Source organism: Azotobacter tropicalis (assembly GCF_059739045.1).
The window spans coordinates 2,327,934-2,343,924 of sequence record NZ_AP046059.1; the positions used below are offsets into that span (position 1 = coordinate 2,327,934).

At 70.9% G+C, this 15,991-nt stretch carries 13 protein-coding genes and 2 pseudogenes; 11 read left to right on the forward strand and 4 right to left on the reverse strand.

The features are described 5' to 3' along the window. The 9 genes and pseudogenes from Atro_RS11045 to Atro_RS11085 all read left to right on the forward strand — a co-directional run bounded on the left by Atro_RS11045 (position 1) and on the right by Atro_RS11085 (position 10,388). On the forward strand, positions 1-1,401 hold the full coding sequence (locus tag Atro_RS11045) for an O-antigen ligase family protein (RefSeq protein ID WP_497922264.1): 1,401 nt from the start codon (positions 1-3) through the stop codon (positions 1,399-1,401). Beyond that, a complete protein-coding gene (locus tag Atro_RS11050; RefSeq protein WP_497922266.1) occupies positions 1,398-2,363 on the forward strand; it encodes a glycosyltransferase in 966 nt (321 codons plus the stop codon). The genes Atro_RS11045 and Atro_RS11050 overlap by 4 nt, the downstream gene beginning before the upstream one ends. Beyond that, positions 2,356-3,495, forward strand: a complete 1,140-nt coding sequence (locus tag Atro_RS11055) for a glycosyltransferase family 2 protein (protein WP_497922268.1) — start codon at positions 2,356-2,358, stop codon at positions 3,493-3,495. Before Atro_RS11050 ends, Atro_RS11055 begins: the two co-directional genes overlap by 8 nt. Before the next feature lie 9 nt (positions 3,496-3,504). After that, on the forward strand, positions 3,505-4,569 hold the full coding sequence (locus Atro_RS11060; RefSeq protein ID WP_497922270.1) for a polysaccharide deacetylase family protein: 1,065 nt from the start codon (positions 3,505-3,507) through the stop codon (positions 4,567-4,569). Next, positions 4,556-5,857: a lipopolysaccharide biosynthesis protein gene (locus Atro_RS11065; protein ID WP_497922271.1), complete on the forward strand. Its 1,302-nt coding sequence runs from the start codon at positions 4,556-4,558 to the stop codon at positions 5,855-5,857. The genes Atro_RS11060 and Atro_RS11065 overlap by 14 nt, the downstream gene beginning before the upstream one ends. Continuing rightward, positions 5,854-7,781 (forward strand): annotated as a pseudogene (locus tag Atro_RS11070) (hypothetical protein). Before Atro_RS11065 ends, Atro_RS11070 begins: the two are co-directional and overlap by 4 nt. Then, on the forward strand, positions 7,778-8,452 hold the full coding sequence (locus tag Atro_RS11075; RefSeq protein ID WP_497922273.1) for a GNAT family N-acetyltransferase: 675 nt from the start codon (positions 7,778-7,780) through the stop codon (positions 8,450-8,452). Before Atro_RS11070 ends, Atro_RS11075 begins: the two are co-directional and overlap by 4 nt. A 32-nt stretch (positions 8,453-8,484) precedes the next feature. After that, on the forward strand, positions 8,485-9,624 hold the full coding sequence (locus Atro_RS11080; protein WP_497922275.1) for a GNAT family N-acetyltransferase: 1,140 nt from the start codon (positions 8,485-8,487) through the stop codon (positions 9,622-9,624). Continuing rightward, positions 9,609-10,388 carry a ChbG/HpnK family deacetylase gene (locus tag Atro_RS11085; RefSeq protein WP_497922277.1) on the forward strand — a complete coding sequence of 260 codons (780 nt, stop codon included), beginning with the start codon at positions 9,609-9,611 and terminating at the stop codon, positions 10,386-10,388. Before Atro_RS11080 ends, Atro_RS11085 begins: the two co-directional genes overlap by 16 nt. Positions 10,389-10,395: 7 nt before the next feature. Here the strand turns inward: Atro_RS11085 and hslR are convergent, their stop codons facing one another. Next, positions 10,396-10,788, reverse strand: a complete 393-nt coding sequence (gene hslR / locus Atro_RS11090; protein ID WP_497922279.1) for a ribosome-associated heat shock protein Hsp15 — start codon at positions 10,786-10,788, stop codon at positions 10,396-10,398. A gap of 118 nt (positions 10,789-10,906) precedes the next feature. Between hslR and rimB the strand changes: the two genes are divergently transcribed. Next, positions 10,907-11,377, forward strand: a complete 471-nt coding sequence (gene rimB / locus Atro_RS11095; protein ID WP_497922281.1) for a retropepsin-like aspartic endopeptidase RimB — start codon at positions 10,907-10,909, stop codon at positions 11,375-11,377. Further along, positions 11,374-12,279 (forward strand): 30S ribosomal protein S6--L-glutamate ligase, encoded by a 906-nt coding sequence (gene rimK / locus Atro_RS11100; protein ID WP_497922283.1) that lies wholly within the window; start codon positions 11,374-11,376, stop codon positions 12,277-12,279. The genes rimB and rimK overlap by 4 nt, the downstream gene beginning before the upstream one ends. A gap of 55 nt (positions 12,280-12,334) precedes the next feature. Here the strand turns inward: rimK and Atro_RS11105 are convergent, their stop codons facing one another. The 3 genes and pseudogenes from Atro_RS11105 to Atro_RS11115 form a co-directional block, all read right to left on the reverse strand. Further along, the gene (locus tag Atro_RS11105; RefSeq protein WP_497922285.1) at positions 12,335-13,648 is read right to left on the reverse strand and encodes an ATP-binding protein; all 1,314 of its coding nucleotides are present in this window, start codon (positions 13,646-13,648) and stop codon (positions 12,335-12,337) included. A gap of 121 nt (positions 13,649-13,769) precedes the next feature. Next, a pseudogene (ompR, locus tag Atro_RS11110) lies at positions 13,770-14,509 on the reverse strand (osmolarity response regulator transcription factor OmpR). Between the two features lie 122 nt (positions 14,510-14,631). After that, complete coding sequence (locus tag Atro_RS11115) at positions 14,632-15,972, reverse strand: HlyD family type I secretion periplasmic adaptor subunit (RefSeq protein WP_497927664.1); 1,341 nt, start codon at positions 15,970-15,972, stop codon at positions 14,632-14,634. Positions 15,973-15,991: the final 19 nt, after the last annotated feature.

Genomic DNA, 15,991 nt, shown 5'->3' on the forward strand with positions numbered 1-15,991 from the left:
ATGGTCCTGACGTTGCCCCTGGCACTGCTGCTCGGCCTGGCCTGCCTGTTGTTGCTGGCCAGCCCCTGGCCCTATCTGGCGCCGCTGGCGTTTCCCGCTCTCGCCGCCCTCGCCGTGCTCTACCGCAAGCCGGTGTGGGGTCTGCTGGCGATGCTCGCCCTGGTGCCCTTCGAGGGGCTGTTCTCCGCCGCCGACGCCGCCGACGGCGGCGGTGGTGGCGGCGGCAGCTTCACCCTGAACAAGCTGCTCGGGCTCGCGCTGATCGCCATCGCCGCCCTGCAGCTGCTGCTGCGCCAACTGCCGGCGCAACGTCTGCGCAGCAACCTGTGGCCGCTGCTCGCGGCCTTCCTCGCCACCTACCTGCTCAGCCTGGCGTTCAGCAGCCACCTCGGCCTGTCGCTGCAGCAGCTGCGCCAGCTCGCCGTCGGCCTGGTGCTGTTCAGCCTCGCCGTGCTGTTCGGCCGCGACCTCGATCTGCCGGCCCTGGCCCGCGTGCTGGTGCTGTCGGTGACCGCCACCTGCGTGGTCGCCCTGCTCTCCACCAGCACCCAGCCCGACAGCCGGGCCATCGGCCTGCTCGCCGACGCCAACTACTTCGCCCTGTTGATCAGCATCGCCCTGCCGCTGGTGCTGCTCCTGGTGGTGCGCGCGCCGCGCTGGCCGCAGCGGCTGTTCTGGCTGGCGCCACTGCTGTTGCTGCTTGCCGCCCTCGGCCGTACCGGCTCGCGCTCCGGCCTGCTGGTGGTGCTGCTTACCGCCGCCATCGCCGCCTGGCACTACCGCGCGCGCCTGAAACACCTGCTGACCCATCACCTCGGCGGGCTGATCCTCGCCGGGGCGATCGCCGTGCCGCTCGTCCCGGCGCTGCTGCCGGACAGCTTCATCCAGCGCTTGGAGGTCCTCGCCAGCCTGAAGTCCGGGGTCAAGGCCTACGCCGACCCCTCGCTGGCCCGGCGCAGCGCCTATCTGCTGGTGGGCAGCCAGATCATCGCCGAACACCCGCTGCTCGGCAGCGGCCCCGGCACCTTTCCCCTGGAATTCGCCAAGACCGGCTACGCCATCGCCTTCGCCAACCGACCGCATCCCAACGACCTCTACCGCGAGGCGCACAACACCTACCTGGGCATGTTCAGCGAGGTCGGCGTGCCGGGCGGCCTGCTGTTCGCCGGCCTGATCCTGCTCAGCCTGCGCAACTGCCAGCTCGCCCGCCGCCACTGGCTGAGCCGCGGCGACCCCGAGCGGGCGGCGCTGGCCACCCATTTCGGGCTGTCCTGCCTGGCGCTGGGCTGTTTCCTGTTCTTCCTCAGCGTGCCGAGCCACAAGTACCTCTGGGCGATGCTCGGGATCGCCAGCCTGCTGCGCCTGCAGGCCGACGAGGACGCTGCCGGAGCCGGACCATGAAGCGCATCTCCATCATCGTGCCGACCCTCGACGAGGTCGAGCGCCTCGGCCGCACCCTGGAAGCCGCGCGGCGCGCCGCCGAGCAGGCCGGCCTCGACTACGAGCTGATCGTCCCCGACAACGGCTCCCGCGACGGCAGCCAGGCGCTGGCCCGGCGCCTCGGCGCGCAGGTGCTGGACTGCCCCGGGCTGAGCATCGGCGCCCTGCGCAACCGCGGCGCCGCGGCGGCCAGCGGCGACTGCCTGGCCTTCCTCGATGCCGACATGGAGATGCCCGCGGACTGGCTGACCACCTGGCGCGCGGTGCGCGCCGAGGACCGCGCCGACGTGCTCGGCCTGCTTCACCAGGCGCCGCCCGAGGCGCCCTGGTACGCCCGCGCCTGGCTGCAGCGGCTGGCCGCCGAGCGCGACCGCCCGGCGCTGCTGGACTGGCTGCCGACCGCCAACCTGTGCCTGGAGCGCGCCTGGTTCGAGCGCGTCGGCGGCTTCGACGAACGCCTGCGCAGCGGCGAGGACAAGGACCTCGGCCTGCGCCTCGGCCAGGCCGGCGCACGCCTGCTCAGCCTGCCGCGGCCGACGGTGCTGAACTGGGGTTTCGAGGAGAGCTGGAGCGAATGGCTGGGCAAGGAACTCTGGCGGCAGAGCAGCCAGGCCCAGCTGCTGCGCAAGGGGCGCGCCAGCCTGCGCCTGCTGCGCTTCCCGCTGCTGGCGGCCGGGCACTGGGCGCTCGACGCGCTGGCGCTGCTCTGCCTGCTGCTCGGCCAGCCGGCCGCCGCCCTCGGCGCCTTCGCCCTGGGCTGGGTGCCGGCCGGCCTGCTCAGCCTGCGCCACCGCTACACCCGCCAGCGCCCGCTGCTGGCGGCACGCCTGGCACTGTTGCACTGGCTGCGCCTGCATGTCGCCGGTATCGCCCTGCTGATGGGCCTGACCAACCTGAACGCTCGGAGACCTTCCCGTGGCTGAAGCGATCTTCTGGCTGTGCCTGCTGCTGCCCGTCTACGCCTACCTGGGCTATCCGCTACTGGTCGCCCTGCTCGCCATGGCGTCGCGCCCTCGTCCTGCCCCGGCGCCTCCGGAGCCGCCTACGGTCAGCGTGATCGTCGCCGCGCACAACGAGGCCGAGCACATCGGCGCCAAACTGCGCACCCTGCTCGGCCAGGACTATCCGGGCGAGCACCTGCAGGTCCTCGTCGCCAGCGACGGCTCGACCGACGCCACCGTGGCCGAAGCCCGGGCCGTCGACGATCCGCGCATCGAGGTGCTCGAGCTGCCGCGTCAGGGCAAGGCCGCGGCGCTGAACGCCGCGGCGGTGCGCGCCAAGGGCGAGATCCTGGTGTTCACCGACGCCGACAACCGCTGGATGCCGGACTGCCTGGACGAACTGATGCAAGCCTTCGCCGACCCCCAGGTGGGAGCGGCCGGCGGGCACATCGAGATCGCCGACGGCGGCCCACACCTGGGGATCGGCGACCAGCTCTATCGCCGCTACGAAACCTGGCTGCGCCGCGCCGAGAGCCGCGCCGGCTGCCTGGTCGCGGTGGACGGCGCCTTGCTCGCGCTGCGCCGCGAGCTGTTCCGTCCGGTGCCGGCGGAGGCCAATGACGACTTCTTCCTCAGCACCTGCGCGCCAGCGGCCGGCCGGCGCATCCAATTCGCCGAGCGGGCCCGGGTACTCGACCGCGGCGTCGACGAGGCCGGCAAGCAGTTCCGCCGCCGCCTGCGGGTCACCGTCGGCGGGCTGCAGAGCCTGGCCTGCCGGCGCGCCCTGATGAATCCCCTGCACCACGGGCGCTACGCCATCGCCCTGCTCAGCCACAAGCTGCTGCGCCGGCTGGCGCCGCTGCTGCTGATCCCGCTGCTGGCCAGCAACCTTTGGCTGTGGGACGCCGGCGCCTTCTACCGGGTGCTGCTGCTCGCCCAGCTGGGCGGCTACGCCCTGGCCCTGGCCGGCCTGCTCGACCGCGGCCGGCGACTGCCCAGACCGTTTCGCCTGGCCGCCTTCCTGCTGGTGACCCTGGCCGGCATGACCCTGGGGCTCTGGCAGTTCCTTCGCGGACAGCGCTACAGCCTGTGGACGCCACAACAGAACCGCTAAGGAGGTCTCGTGCCCTTCACGCAGCTGATCAAGGCCGCTACCGGCTGGCTCTGCCTCGACACCCCCGCGGGACGCCGCCTGCTGCGCGGGACCGGCACCATCCTGATGCTGCACCGGGTGCTCGCCGAGGATGCGCAGGCGGCCCTGCCGCACCGTAACGCCCTGTGCGTCGGCAAACCGGCCTTCGCCAACCTGCTGGACTGGCTCGAACGCCACTTCGACTGCGTGCCGCTGGAGGCGCTGCTCGACCCGGACGGCCCGGCGGACGGGCCGCCGCGCCTGGCCCTGACCTTCGACGACGGCTGGCGCGACAACGCCCTGCACGCCTTCCCGCTGCTGCAGGAGCGCGGCCTGCCGGCGAGCATCTTCCTGTCCACCGACTTCATCGGCAGCCCGCGGCGCTTCTGGTGGGAAGCCATCGGCGAAACCCTCTGGGGCAGCTTCGGCGAGGAGGCCCGCCAAGAGATCGGCGCCCGCCTGAGCCGGCACCTGAGCCTGCCGGAAGAGCTGCGCACGACGCACCCCGAGCGACGCCGCAGCCTGGCCCTCGCGCAGCTCCTCGAGCGTCTGAAGGACCTGCCGGCGACCACCCTGCAGGCGCTCGCCGACAGCTGCCCGAGCCCGCACGAGCCGCACGCCCTCGACTGGCTGCAGGTGCAGGCGCTGGAGGACTCCGGGCTGGTACGCTTTGGTCCCCACGGCGCCAGCCATGCGATCCTCACCGGGCTCGACGCCGCCGGCCTGGAAGCCGACCTGCGCCGCTCCCACGAGGCCCTCGCCACGCACTGCCGCCGGCCGCTGCCGGTCTATTGCTACCCCAACGGCGACCACGACGCGCGGGTCCGCGTCGCACTTGGACGGCTGGGCTATGCCCAGGCGCTGACCACCCGGCCCGGCCTGCAGCGCAGCCGGCAGGCGGCCTCGCTGTCGCTGCCGCGCATTGACGTCAGCCATCGGGTCGCCTGCCGGCCCGCCCTGCTCGGCTGGCGCATTCTGCAGGGAATCCGCCACCAGGGTGCCGGGCAGGCAGCACAGGCCGTCGGCCTGCAGGAATTTCAGAATGAAGTCCAGTGACTACATCCGCCATCTGCTGCTCAGCATCGGCACCAACCTGGCGATGCTGGCTCTGCGCCTTTTGCGCAACATCCTGCTGGCACGCCTCCTCGGCCCCGCCGACCGCGGCCTGTTCGCCCTGCTCAGCACCCTGCCGGAGCTGATCGGAGCGGTCACCAGCGGCGGGCTGAACACTGCCGTTGGCTACCAAGCGGCGCGACAGCATCCGATGGGGCTGCTGCTGACCCTGATTCTGCTCTACGGCTGCCTGATCTCGGCGCTGGCCACCCTGCTCGGCCTGCAGGTGCTGGACGTCTTCGCCCAGGAGCTGGCCATCACCCAGCAGCTCGCTCCCTTCGCCGGGGTGCTGCTGCTGGCCGTGCCGCTGTACGTGTTGAAAAGCACCCTGCTCACCCTGCACAACGCCGACGGCCGGGTCGGCACCTTCAACGGCCTGCGTCTGCTGGAGTCTTTGACGCCGCTGCTGCTGCTCCTCGCCCTGCTCTGGATGTGGCCACACGCCGCGCTGAACGCCGCGCTGGTCAGTTGGATCGGCAGCCTGGCCCTGGTGGTGGCGGTCGGCCTCTGCCTGCTCGCCCGCTACCACAGCATCCGCCTGCGCTGGGACCCGGCCAGCCACGGCGAGCTGCTGCGCTTCGGCGGCCGCAGCCATCCCGACGTGCTGTTCCAGCAGGTGCTGATGCGCGCCGACTACCTGCTCATCGGCCTTTTCCTCGACAGCAAGGCGCTGGGCTACTACGCCATGGCCACCGCCGCCGCCGAGCTGCTGTTCATCGTCCCCGAGGCAGTCACCACGCCGCTGATGAAGCGCCTGCTGCAGCAGGGCGAGGGCATCGAGCGGCTCACCCCGCTGGCGCTGCGCCTGACCGGCACCGCGATGCTCGCCGCCTGCCTGGGCATGGCGCTGATCGGCGAGTGGCTGATCGTGCTGCTGTTCGGCGATGCCTTCCGCCCGGCCTACCCGGCCCTGCTGGCCTTGCTGCCCGGCATATTCAGCCTGTGCTACTCGAGCATCCTGCGCCTGGACCTGCTCGGCAAGGAACGGCCCGGCAGCCTGTCCATCCTCGCCGGCGGCGCCGCGGCGCTGAATCTGCTGCTGGCGCTGCTGCTGATTCCGCACTGGGGCATCGTCGGCGCCTCGGTCGCCTCGTCGATCGCCTACAGCGCCCTGGCCCTGGCCATGCTGCTGCTCTACTGGCGGGTCAGCGGCGTCGGCATACGCCAGACCCTGCTGATCCTGCCCAGCGACCTGCGCCTGCTGCGCGCACAAATGGGGGCGGCAACATGAACGGACGACGCGCGTTGCTCGGCGGCCTGCTGTTCGCCGTACTGCTACCCGGCGCACGGGCCCAGGAATGGCCCGGTATCCGCGACGGCGCCCTGTACCTGCGCGCCCCGCAGGGCGACAGCCTGCAGGTCGAGTGGCAGCCGGCCTGGCAGGCCGAGGCCAACGCCGAGCGTCTTTACCTGCAGGCCGGCGACGGGCGCCTGCTGGCCCGCCGCGACATCGCCGCCGAGGAAGTCCGCGGCCGCCAGCGCTGGGCGCTGCGCCCCGAGGACGGCGACCTGCGCCTGGAGATCCCCGGCTACAGCTTCCGCCGCTACCGGGTCCGGCATGCCGACGACACCGCCGCGCTATTCGAACCGGTCAAGCTGCACTTCTGCGCCGAACTGCCGGCCGGCACGCGCCTGTACTTCCGCGTGCGCGGCGGCGAGCGCGCAGTGCTCGCCGGCAAGTACCACGGCGGCGTCGACGGCCTGTACACCGAACGCCTGAGCGACGGCCACAGCCTGTACCTGCCGCTGTCGCGCGATCTCCACTACACCCAGAGCGACCGCGTCGACCTGCCGGTGTCCGCCGAGAACCAGATCTGGAGCCTGCGCCTGCGCGGCGCGGCAAGGCCGCCTTCTGGCTGGACGGCAGCGCCAACCTGTTCGCCCAGCGACCCGAGCACCTGTTCGAGCCCGCCCTGCCTCCCGGCCAAGTCGGGCTGGCCCTGCACGACGAGGTCCTCGGTCCGACGCCGAAGCTCGGCGTGGCCCTGCCCTACACGCCGCCGGAAGCGCCCGCGCTGCTCGCCAGGCTGGCGCCGCGCGCCGCCAACCACTACAGCTTCGTCGATGTCATGGCGCGCAACCCCCGGCACGAGCGCAGATTCCGGCCGCTGTACCTGCACGACTACGGCATCCGCACCGACAGCACCCTGCTGGCGCAGACGGGACGACGCGCGGTGCTCGCCGACGACGACATGAACCGGACCGGGATCGCGGCCTGGATCGAGGGTGTCCGCGAACTCGGCAGCAGCGGCACCCACTACATCGCCTTCGCCGACGAGCCCAATCTCAACTATCCCGACTACGCCAGCTTTGCCGCCCATTTCGCCCGCCAAGCCTCGCTGGTACGCGCCCATCCGGGCGCCCGCGAGGCCGGAGTGCGCATCGCCGCCCCCTCCTCCTCGCGGCTGGTCAATGGCCCGACCGCCGAGAACTCCGGCACCCGGCGCGGCCTGGACTGGGCACAGCGCCTGCTGACCGAGCACGGCGACTGGATCGACGCGCTGTCCTGGCACGAGTGGATGGTCCGCGACCTGCGCGACACTGGCACCTACCGCGACAACGTGCGCCAGGCCGCGCAGCTGGTCGGCCTGGACGAGCGCGGCCGGCCGCGCAAGGCGTTGCTGCTGGAACAGACCAACCTGTCCAGCGGCAACGACGTCAGTCCCTACGAGCAGGAAACCGGGTTCGCCGCCCTCTGGTGGGCCTCAGTGGCGGTCAACGCGGCCCGGGATGGTCTGCTGGAGATGCTCAATTGGTTTCTCGCCACCGACGACGAAGGGCACTTCAAGGGCATGATCGGCCGGGCCGGCGACGGCCGCTATGCGCTCAAGCCGGTCGGCAAGGCCATGGCCTTCATGCAGCAGCATTGGCAGGAAAAGGTCCTGCGCCTGGACAACGACGCCTTCGAGGTGGATGTCCTGGCCATGCGTTCCGGCCCGCGGATCGTGCTGTTCGGCGTGAACAAGACGCCGCGCCATCAGGAAGTACGGCTACGCGGCGAGCCGCTGACCTGCCGCGGTCACGATCCGCCCCGCCTGCACCTGCTAAGCGCGACGGCGGAGCCCGGCGAGGGCCGCCTCGACTGCGCACAGCAACCCTGGCGCTTCAGCCTGCCGGGCGAAACCCTCTTCGTCCTCGAGTGGGAGGAGCCATGAGTCCCTGGAATCTGAAGGCCAAGGTACGGCGCAAGGGCCTGTCCGGCATCCTGCGCCATCTCTGCACACGCTATCTGTACGTCCAGCGGCGCCTGCTCTGGATGGAGCGCGACCTGAGCCTGGAGCCGCCGAAACTGCAACGCCCGCACCAGTGGCGCTACCCGTCGATCGACTGCGCGCTGCTGCCAGCCTTCGAGCGCCACTTTTCCCAGCATGGTCAGGTGATCGACGATCTGCTCGCAGAGGCCGGCGTGCAGGGCCTGGCCGCCCTCGACGACGAAGGCCATGTCTGCGCCTTCGTCTGGTACAGCGACCGCGACTACTACGACCGCCACTACTACCGCTGCTGGTTTCCGGTCAGCGCGCCGGGCGTCTACCTGTTCGCCGTGGAGGTCGCCCCCGGCCACCGCGGCAGCGCGCTGATCCTCGGCGGCCAGGAACTCCTCTGGGAACGCCTGCGCGCGGCCGGCCACCTGCATGCCCGGGCGGTGGTCGATGCGCGCAACGCGCGGGCCCACAAGCTGCTCGCGCACCTGGGCTTCCAGCCGCTGGGCTGGCAGACCCGGGTGTTCACCCTGTTCGGCTGCCTGCGCTTCTGCCATCAGCCGCCGGCCGTGCGCGACCAGCTCGCCAGCCGCTCGGGCCGCCCGACGGCTGCTACGCTGCCTTAGGAGCAGGCCACCCACCGAGAACGGACCTCACCATGGACTATCGCTTGCAATGGACGACCAGCCTCTGCGCCGCCGACTTTCCCTATGAGGCCTACGCCAGACTCCAGGCCCAGGTGCCGCAGGCCACCCCGTTCAACCACCTCGGCTGGCTGCAGGCCGCCGAACGCGCCCTCGCGGCGGACCAGCGGCTGCAGGTGCTGCTGGCCTGGGCCGGCTCCGAGCTGCGCCTGTGCCTGCCGCTGGTCAGTGCCCGCGAACGGCGCTTCGGCCTGCGCTGGACGGTGCTGCGCCACCTCGGCCATCCGCTCAGCGACCGCATCGCCCTGCTCTGCCGGCTCGACGCCGACGGCCGCCGCCAGGTACACGAGGCCATCCACCGGCGCCTGCCGCACGCCCTCCTGCAACTGCACGAGCTGGTCGAGGGCGGCGAGCAGGAGGCCCTGCTCGCGGACTGGGCCGCGGCCAGCTCGACCCACGAGCGGCGCCCGAGCTGCCGGGTGCCGGTGCACGCGCTCGACGAGAACGACCGCTACGAGCCGTCCGGCGACCTGCGCTACAAGCTGCGCCGGGCGCGCAAGCGCGCCGCCGCCTGCGATGCCCGGATACGTCGCCTGAGCCCGGACGGCGCGAGCATCGGCGCCGCACTGGAGGCCATCGCCGCGGTCGAGCAGGCCAGCTGGAAGGGCGAGCAGAGCGTCGGCATCTTCTCCGGCGAGCGGCGCCGGCAGTGGATGCGCGAGGCCTTCGGCGCGCTGGCCGCGGCCGGCCTGGTGCGCATCGTGCTGCTCGAACACCAGGGACGCTGCATCAGCTACCGCCTCGGACTCTTGGAGCGCGGCCGACTGTACGACTACAACCTGGCCTTCCTGCCGGACTACGCCGAACTCGGCAGCGGCCGCCTGCTGCTGGACGAGTGGATCCGCTGGGGCCTGGAGGACGGCTGGCAGTACGTCGACGCCTCGCGGGTCAGCCTGCACGGCTCCAGCCATCAGTTGCACGAGCGCATGACCGGCGAGGTCCTGCAGCTGCGCTGGAGCCTCTATTCCCGGCGTCCCGAGGGCATCGCCCTGGGCCTGGCCCATCGTCTCTGGCGCGCCGTCAAGGCACGCCGCCAGGCCGGCACCGCCCAACCCTCGCCCAGCGCCGGAGAACGCCCATGCCCAGCCGAGTGATCATCAATGCCGACGATTTCGGCCTGAACCGCGAAGAGAACGCCGTCATCGTCCGCGCCTTCCGCCGCGGCCTGATCAGCTCCGCCACCCTGATGGCGAACATGCCGGCGTTCGCCCACGCCTGCGCGCTGATCCACGCCGAAGGCCTGCACGGCCGGGTCGGCCTGCACGTCAACCTCACCTACGGCCGCCCGCTGAGCAGCGCCATCACCGCCCAGCGCCGCTTCTGCAACGAAGCCGGCGAATTCGAACTGCACCTGCCGCGCCATCGCCTGTGGCTGGACGGCGCCGCCCGCGCGGCGATCGACGACGAACTGCAGGCGCAGTGGCAACGCTGCCTGGACCACGGGGTACGGCCCAGCCATCTGGACTCCCACCAGCACGTGCACAACATCTGGCCGGTCGGCGAGCAGCTGGCGCGCTTCGCCGCCGCCCAGGGCGTGCCGCTGCGCCTGGCGCGCAACCTGGGCGGCAACCTCGGCCCGGCCCGGCGGCTGTTCAAGGCACTGCTCAACCGCCGCCTGCGCCGGCTGACCGGATGCGGCGTCGAGTACGTCTGCACCCCGGCCGACCTGCGCGACCAGCCCCTGCCGGCGCAGGGCACCCTGGAGGTGATCAGCCACCCCTGCAATCTGGGCGAAGACTTCGGCGACGCCTGCCTGGCGCCCAGCGAGTCCCTGGCCGTCCTGCTCGAACGCCGCCTCGGCGGCATCCCGCGGATCGCCTACGATGCCGTGCCGGCCTGTCCGACCGACGCCCGCTGAGCACCGGTCAATGCTCGTCGCGGAACTGGAACAGCTGCCGGCGCTGCTTCTTGCTCGGCCGCCCGGCGGTTTCCAGACCGAGGGCGCCGGCCTTGCGCAGGGCCGCGGCCTCCTCGCGGCGGGCCCGGCTCTCGGCGGTCTCCTCGTAGAGCAGCTGGGCCTCGGGCGCGCCGCGGCGCACCGCGCTGAGCGCGCGGATCACCACGGTGCGCTCGTCGAAACCGGTGCGGATGGTCAGCTCGTCGCCGACCTTCGGCTCCTTGGAAGGCTTGCAGCGCTCGCCGCGGCAATGCACCTTGCCGCCCTCGATGGCCTCCTTGGCCAGCGCCCGGGTCTTGTAGAAACGCGCCGCCCAGAGCCATTTGTCCAGGCGAACCTTGTCGTCATCTTTCTCGTTCATGATTGCAGGTCACTTCTCCCATGCCGATTCGGCCGACCGCCAGAGGTCGGCGCAGACAGGTGCGGTTGACGGTCGTGCCGATTAGAATGCCTGACACCGACTGTGGAGCGCCGCCTTCTTGAAGACATTCGACCATCTTTCGGTGATCGGCTTGCGCGAATGGATCGATCTGCCCGACCTGGGCGTCGCCGGGCTGCGGGCGAAGATCGACACCGGCGCCAGCACCTCGACCCTGCATGCCACCGAAGTGGTGCAGTTCGAACGCAACGGCAAGCCCTGGGTGCGCTTCACCGCCCACCTCGGCACGTTGGTGCAGCTGCGCCACCGCCACTGCCAGGCGCCCCTGGTGGCCGTGAAGACCATCAAAAGCTCCAATGGCCAGACCCAGACCCGCTACGTCATCCTCACCACCCTGGCCCTCGGCGACCGTACCTGGCCGGTGGAATTCACCCTGACCTGCCGCAAGGCCATGCGCTACCGCGTGCTGCTCGGCTCGAAAGCGCTGATCGATGGGCAGCTGGTGGTCAACCCGGCGCAGACCTACGTGCAGGACAAACCCCTTCTCCTCAAGCTTCGTGGTGCCCAATGAGAATCGCCGTGCTGTCGCGCAACCCACGCCTCTACTCGACCCGCCGCCTGGTGGAAGCCGGGGAGCAGCGTGGCCATCAGGTCGTCGTGATCGACACCCTGCGCGCCTACATGAACATCGCCAGCCACAAGCCGCAGATCCACTACCGCGGCCGCCCGCTGGAGGGCTTCGACGCGGTGATCCCGCGCATCGGCGCCTCGGTGACCTTCTATGGCTGCGCCGTGCTGCGCCAGTTCGAGATGATGGGCGTGTTCCCGCTCAACGAATCGGTGGCGATCAGCCGCTCGCGGGACAAGCTGCGCTCGCTGCAGCTGCTCTCGCGCAAGGGCATCGGCCTGCCGGTGACCGGCTTCGCCCACTCCCCGGACGACATCCCCGACCTGATCGCCATGGTCGGCGGCGCGCCACTGGTGATCAAGCTGCTGGAAGGCACCCAGGGCATCGGCGTGGTGCTCTGCGAGACGCAGAAGGCCGCCGAGTCGGTGATCGAGGCCTTCATGGGCATGGCGCAGAACATCATGGTCCAGGAGTACATCCAGGAGGCCGGCGGCGCCGACATCCGCTGCTTCGTGGTCGGCGAGAAGGTCATCGCCTCGATGAAGCGCCAGGCCAAGCCCGGCGAGTTCCGCTCCAACCTGCACCGCGGCGGCACCGCCAGCCTGGTCAAGATCACCCCGGAGGAGCGCTCCACCGCCATCCGCGCGGCCAAGATCATGGGCCTCAGCGTCGCCGGCGTGGACATCCTGCGCTCCAATCACGGCCCGCTGGTGATGGAGGTGAACTCCTCGCCCGGCCTGGAAGGCATCGAGACCACCACCGGCAAGGACGTCGCGGGGATGATCATCGAGTACCTGGAGAAGAACGCCGAACACGGCCTGACGCGCACCCGCGGCAAGGGCTGAGCCAGAAACCGGCAACGCATTGCGTTGCCCTGGCGACCCCGCTCCGCGTTACTCCTCACACCGCGTCGCGCGGCAGCATCAGCCCCAGCGGCAGGCAGACCCGCGCCTCCAGGCCGCCGCCCGGGCGGTTGCGCAGCTCGACGCTGCCGCCGTGCTGGGCGGCGATGCGCTTGACGATGGCCAGCCCCAGGCCGGTCCCGGTGCCGCCGCGGGCGCGGTCGCCGCGGGTGAAGGGATTGAAGATCTCGCCCATCTCGGCCGGATCGATGCCCATGCCGCGGTCGAGCACGCTGAGCACCACGTAGGGCGCGCCCTGGTCGCCGGCCACGTAGGCGGCCACCTCGACCTGTTCGCCGCCGTGGCGCAGGGCGTTCTGCACCAGATTGCCGAGCAGCCGCTTGATCGACACCCGGCGCAGCGGGAACGGCGGAATCGGCTGCAGGGACACGCTCACCTTCTCGTCCTTCTGGTTGAACGGCGTCACCACCTCCTGCACCAGCTCGCCCAGATCGAGCTGCTCCACCGGCTCGTCGCGGCCATCGCGGATGAAGGCGAGGAACTGGTCGAGGATGGCGTTCATGTCCTCGATGTCGCGCACCATGTCCTCGGTCAGCTCGGAGTCGTTGCCGAGCAGCTCCAGGGACAGGCGCAGGCGGGTCAGCGGGGTGCGCAGGTCGTGGGACACCCCGGCCAGCATCAGCTCGCGCTCGCTGCTGGCCTGCTCGACGTCGGCGGCCATCTGGTTGAAGGCGCGGTACAGCTCGGTCATCTCGCTTGGCGTGTCGCTGACCGGCAGACGCACGCTGCGCCCCTGGCCGATCTGCCGGGCGGCGCCGACCAGCACCTTGAGCGGCGCGCTGAGCTGGCGGACGAAGATCCAGGCAGCCGCGGTGGAGAGCAGGCCGATGCCGAAGAACCAGCCGAGTACGCTCCAGATCCGCTGGCCGCGCAGCGGGTGCGGGTACATGGGGATGCGCACCCAGTCCTGGCCCAGGTTGGGCGCATGGACCCAGAGCGCCAGGTTCGGCTGGGCGCGCATGCGCACCTGGGTTTCCGGGCCCAGCTCGTCCTGCATCTGGCGCTGGAAAATCTCGCTGTACGGCCAGTGGTGCTCGCCGAGCGGCACGCTCTCCGGCGCGCCGCGCACCAGGCCGGCCGCCTCGGCGATGCGCGGCTGGTCGCGCTCGTCCGCCGCCCAGTAGGCGCGCAGGGTCAGTGCGGCGCCATGGCTGTACTGGCGATCCACCAGCACATCCTCGTTCATCATCAGGTAGACCAGGGTCAGCGCCTTGGAGAACAGCACCGCGATCAGCACCAGCCAGAGGGTGCGGGCGAAGAAGCTTTGCGGGAACCACAGCGGGGTTTTCATCGGGATACCACCAGCGGAGCGCTCGAACGGGGGCGGCTCGGCTCGTCGTCCGCCGACCGGCCGGAAGCCGGTGCCGCCTGGGGAAAGCCGGCCGCCCGGGCGGCCGGCAGGGCGGAAACGCTCAGGACTTGTTGCCGTCCGGAACGAACACGTAGCCGACGCCCCAGACGGTCTGGATGTAGCGCGGCTTGGAGGGGTCCGGCTCGATCAGCCGGCGCAGGCGCGAGATCTGCACGTCGATGGAGCGCTCCAGGGCGTCCCATTCGCGGCCGCGGGCGAGGTTCATCAGCTTGTCGCGGGTCAAGGGCTCGCGGGCGTGCTGGACCAGCGCCTTGAGCACGGCGAACTCGCCGGTGGTGAGCATCTGCACCTGGTCGCCCTTCATCAGCTCGCGGGTGGCCAGCGACAGCCGGTAGTCGCCGAAGCTGACGATCTCGTCCTCGCTGGCCGGCGCGCCCGGCACCACCGGCGCCTGGCGGCGCAGCACGGCCTTGATCCGCGCCAGCAGCTCGCGGGGTTGAACGGCTTGGCCAGGTAGTCGTCGGCGCCCTGCTCCAGGCCCTGGATGCGGCTGCTCTCGTCGCCCTTGGCGGTGAGCATGATGATCGGCACCGGGTTGTCGCTCGCGCGCAGGCGCCGGCAGGCGGACAGGCCGTCCTCGCCGGGCAGCATCAGGTCGAGCACCACCAGGTTGAAGAGTTCGCGGCCGAGCAGGCGGTCCATCTGCTCGACGTTCTCCACCGCCCGCACGCGGTAGCCCTGCTCGCTGAGAAAGCGCTCCAGCAGATGCCGCAGGCGGGGGTCGTCGTCGACGACGAGGATCTTTTCGCCTTCCGGCGTGGCGCTGGCTGTGCTGTTCATCGGGACTCCTGGCGACGGTCGAGCGCCATTATGACGCAGCCCGCGAGGCCGGGCGGCCGACCATTGTTAGCAGATTTTACCCATTGCCGGCGAACCCGCCAGCCAGCCGCCGGCCCGGCGCCTCAGCGCTCGCGCAGAGCCTCGGCGCGGGCACGCAGGATCGGCTTGAGCAGGTAGCTGAGGACGCTCTTCTGGCCGGTGATGATGTCCACCGAGGCGACCATGCCGGGAATGATCAGCAGCGGCTTGTCGTCGCTGCCCAGGTGGCTCTTCTCGGTGCGCAGGTGGATGAGGTAGAAGCTGTTGCCCTCCTCGTCGGTGATGCTGTCGGCGCTGATGTGCTCCAGCCGGGCCTTGAGGCCGCCGTAGATGGTGTAGTCGTAGGCGGTGAACTTGACCATCGCCTCCTGGCCGGGGTGCAGGAAGGCGATGTCCTGCGGACGCACCTGGGCCTCGACCAGCAGGGTGTCGTCCAGCGGCACCACCTCGAGGATGTCGCTGCCCGGCTGGATCACCCCGCCGATGGTGTTGACCAGCAGTTGCTTGACCACCCCGCGTACCGGCGAGGTGACCAGGGTGCGGCGCACCCGGTCCTCCAGCGCCTTGCCGGTGGAGGCCAGCTTGGCCAGCTCGGTGCGCGCCTCGTTGAGCTGGGTCAGCGCCTCGCTGCGAAAGCGCCCGCGGGTCTCGCCGATCTTGCTCTCGATCTCCTTGATCGCCGCCTCCGCCCGTGGGATCGCCAGGGTGGTGGCGTCCAGCTGGCCGCGGCTCTCCACCTCGGCGCGCTTGAGGCGCAGGACCTCGACCTGGGAGATCGCCCCGGAGGCCACCAGCGGCTCGGACATGTTGATCTCCTGGCGCAGCAGGCCCAGGCTGTTGCGGAACTGCGCCTGCTTGGAGGTCAGCTCGCGGCGTTCCTGGCGGCGCTGGGCGAGCTGTTCCTCGAGGCCGGCGATCTCGTCGCCGAGCTGCTGCTGGCGGCTGCGAAACAGCGCCAGTTCGCTGTCCCCCAGGCCCGGCGCCTTGTCGCGGATCTCCGCCGGCACCTCCAGGGGGCGGCCGTCGACCTCGGCGGAGAGACGCTCGACGCGCATGCTCAGGGCCAGGCGCTCGGCTTCGCTCTCGCCGACGTTGGAGGTGAAGCGGGTGTCGTCCAGGCGCAGCAGCGGGTCGCCGGCGTTCACCACCTGGCCCTCGCGGACGAACAGCTCGGCGACGATGCCGCCTTCCAGGTTCTGGATCTTCTGCAGGCGCGTGGAGGGAATCGCCTTGCCCTCGCCGCGGGTCACCTCGTCGATGATCGCGAAATGCGCCCAGGCCAGGCAGAACAGCACGAAGCCGAGGATGCCCCAGATGGTCAGGCGCACCAGCCGCGGCGCGTCCTCGACCAGCGCCCGGCCGACCTCCGGCAGCGGCGCCTCGGATTGTCCGAAGAGGCCGCCGGCAAAGCCGGTGCGCTCCACCGCGGGTACGCTCGTCGAT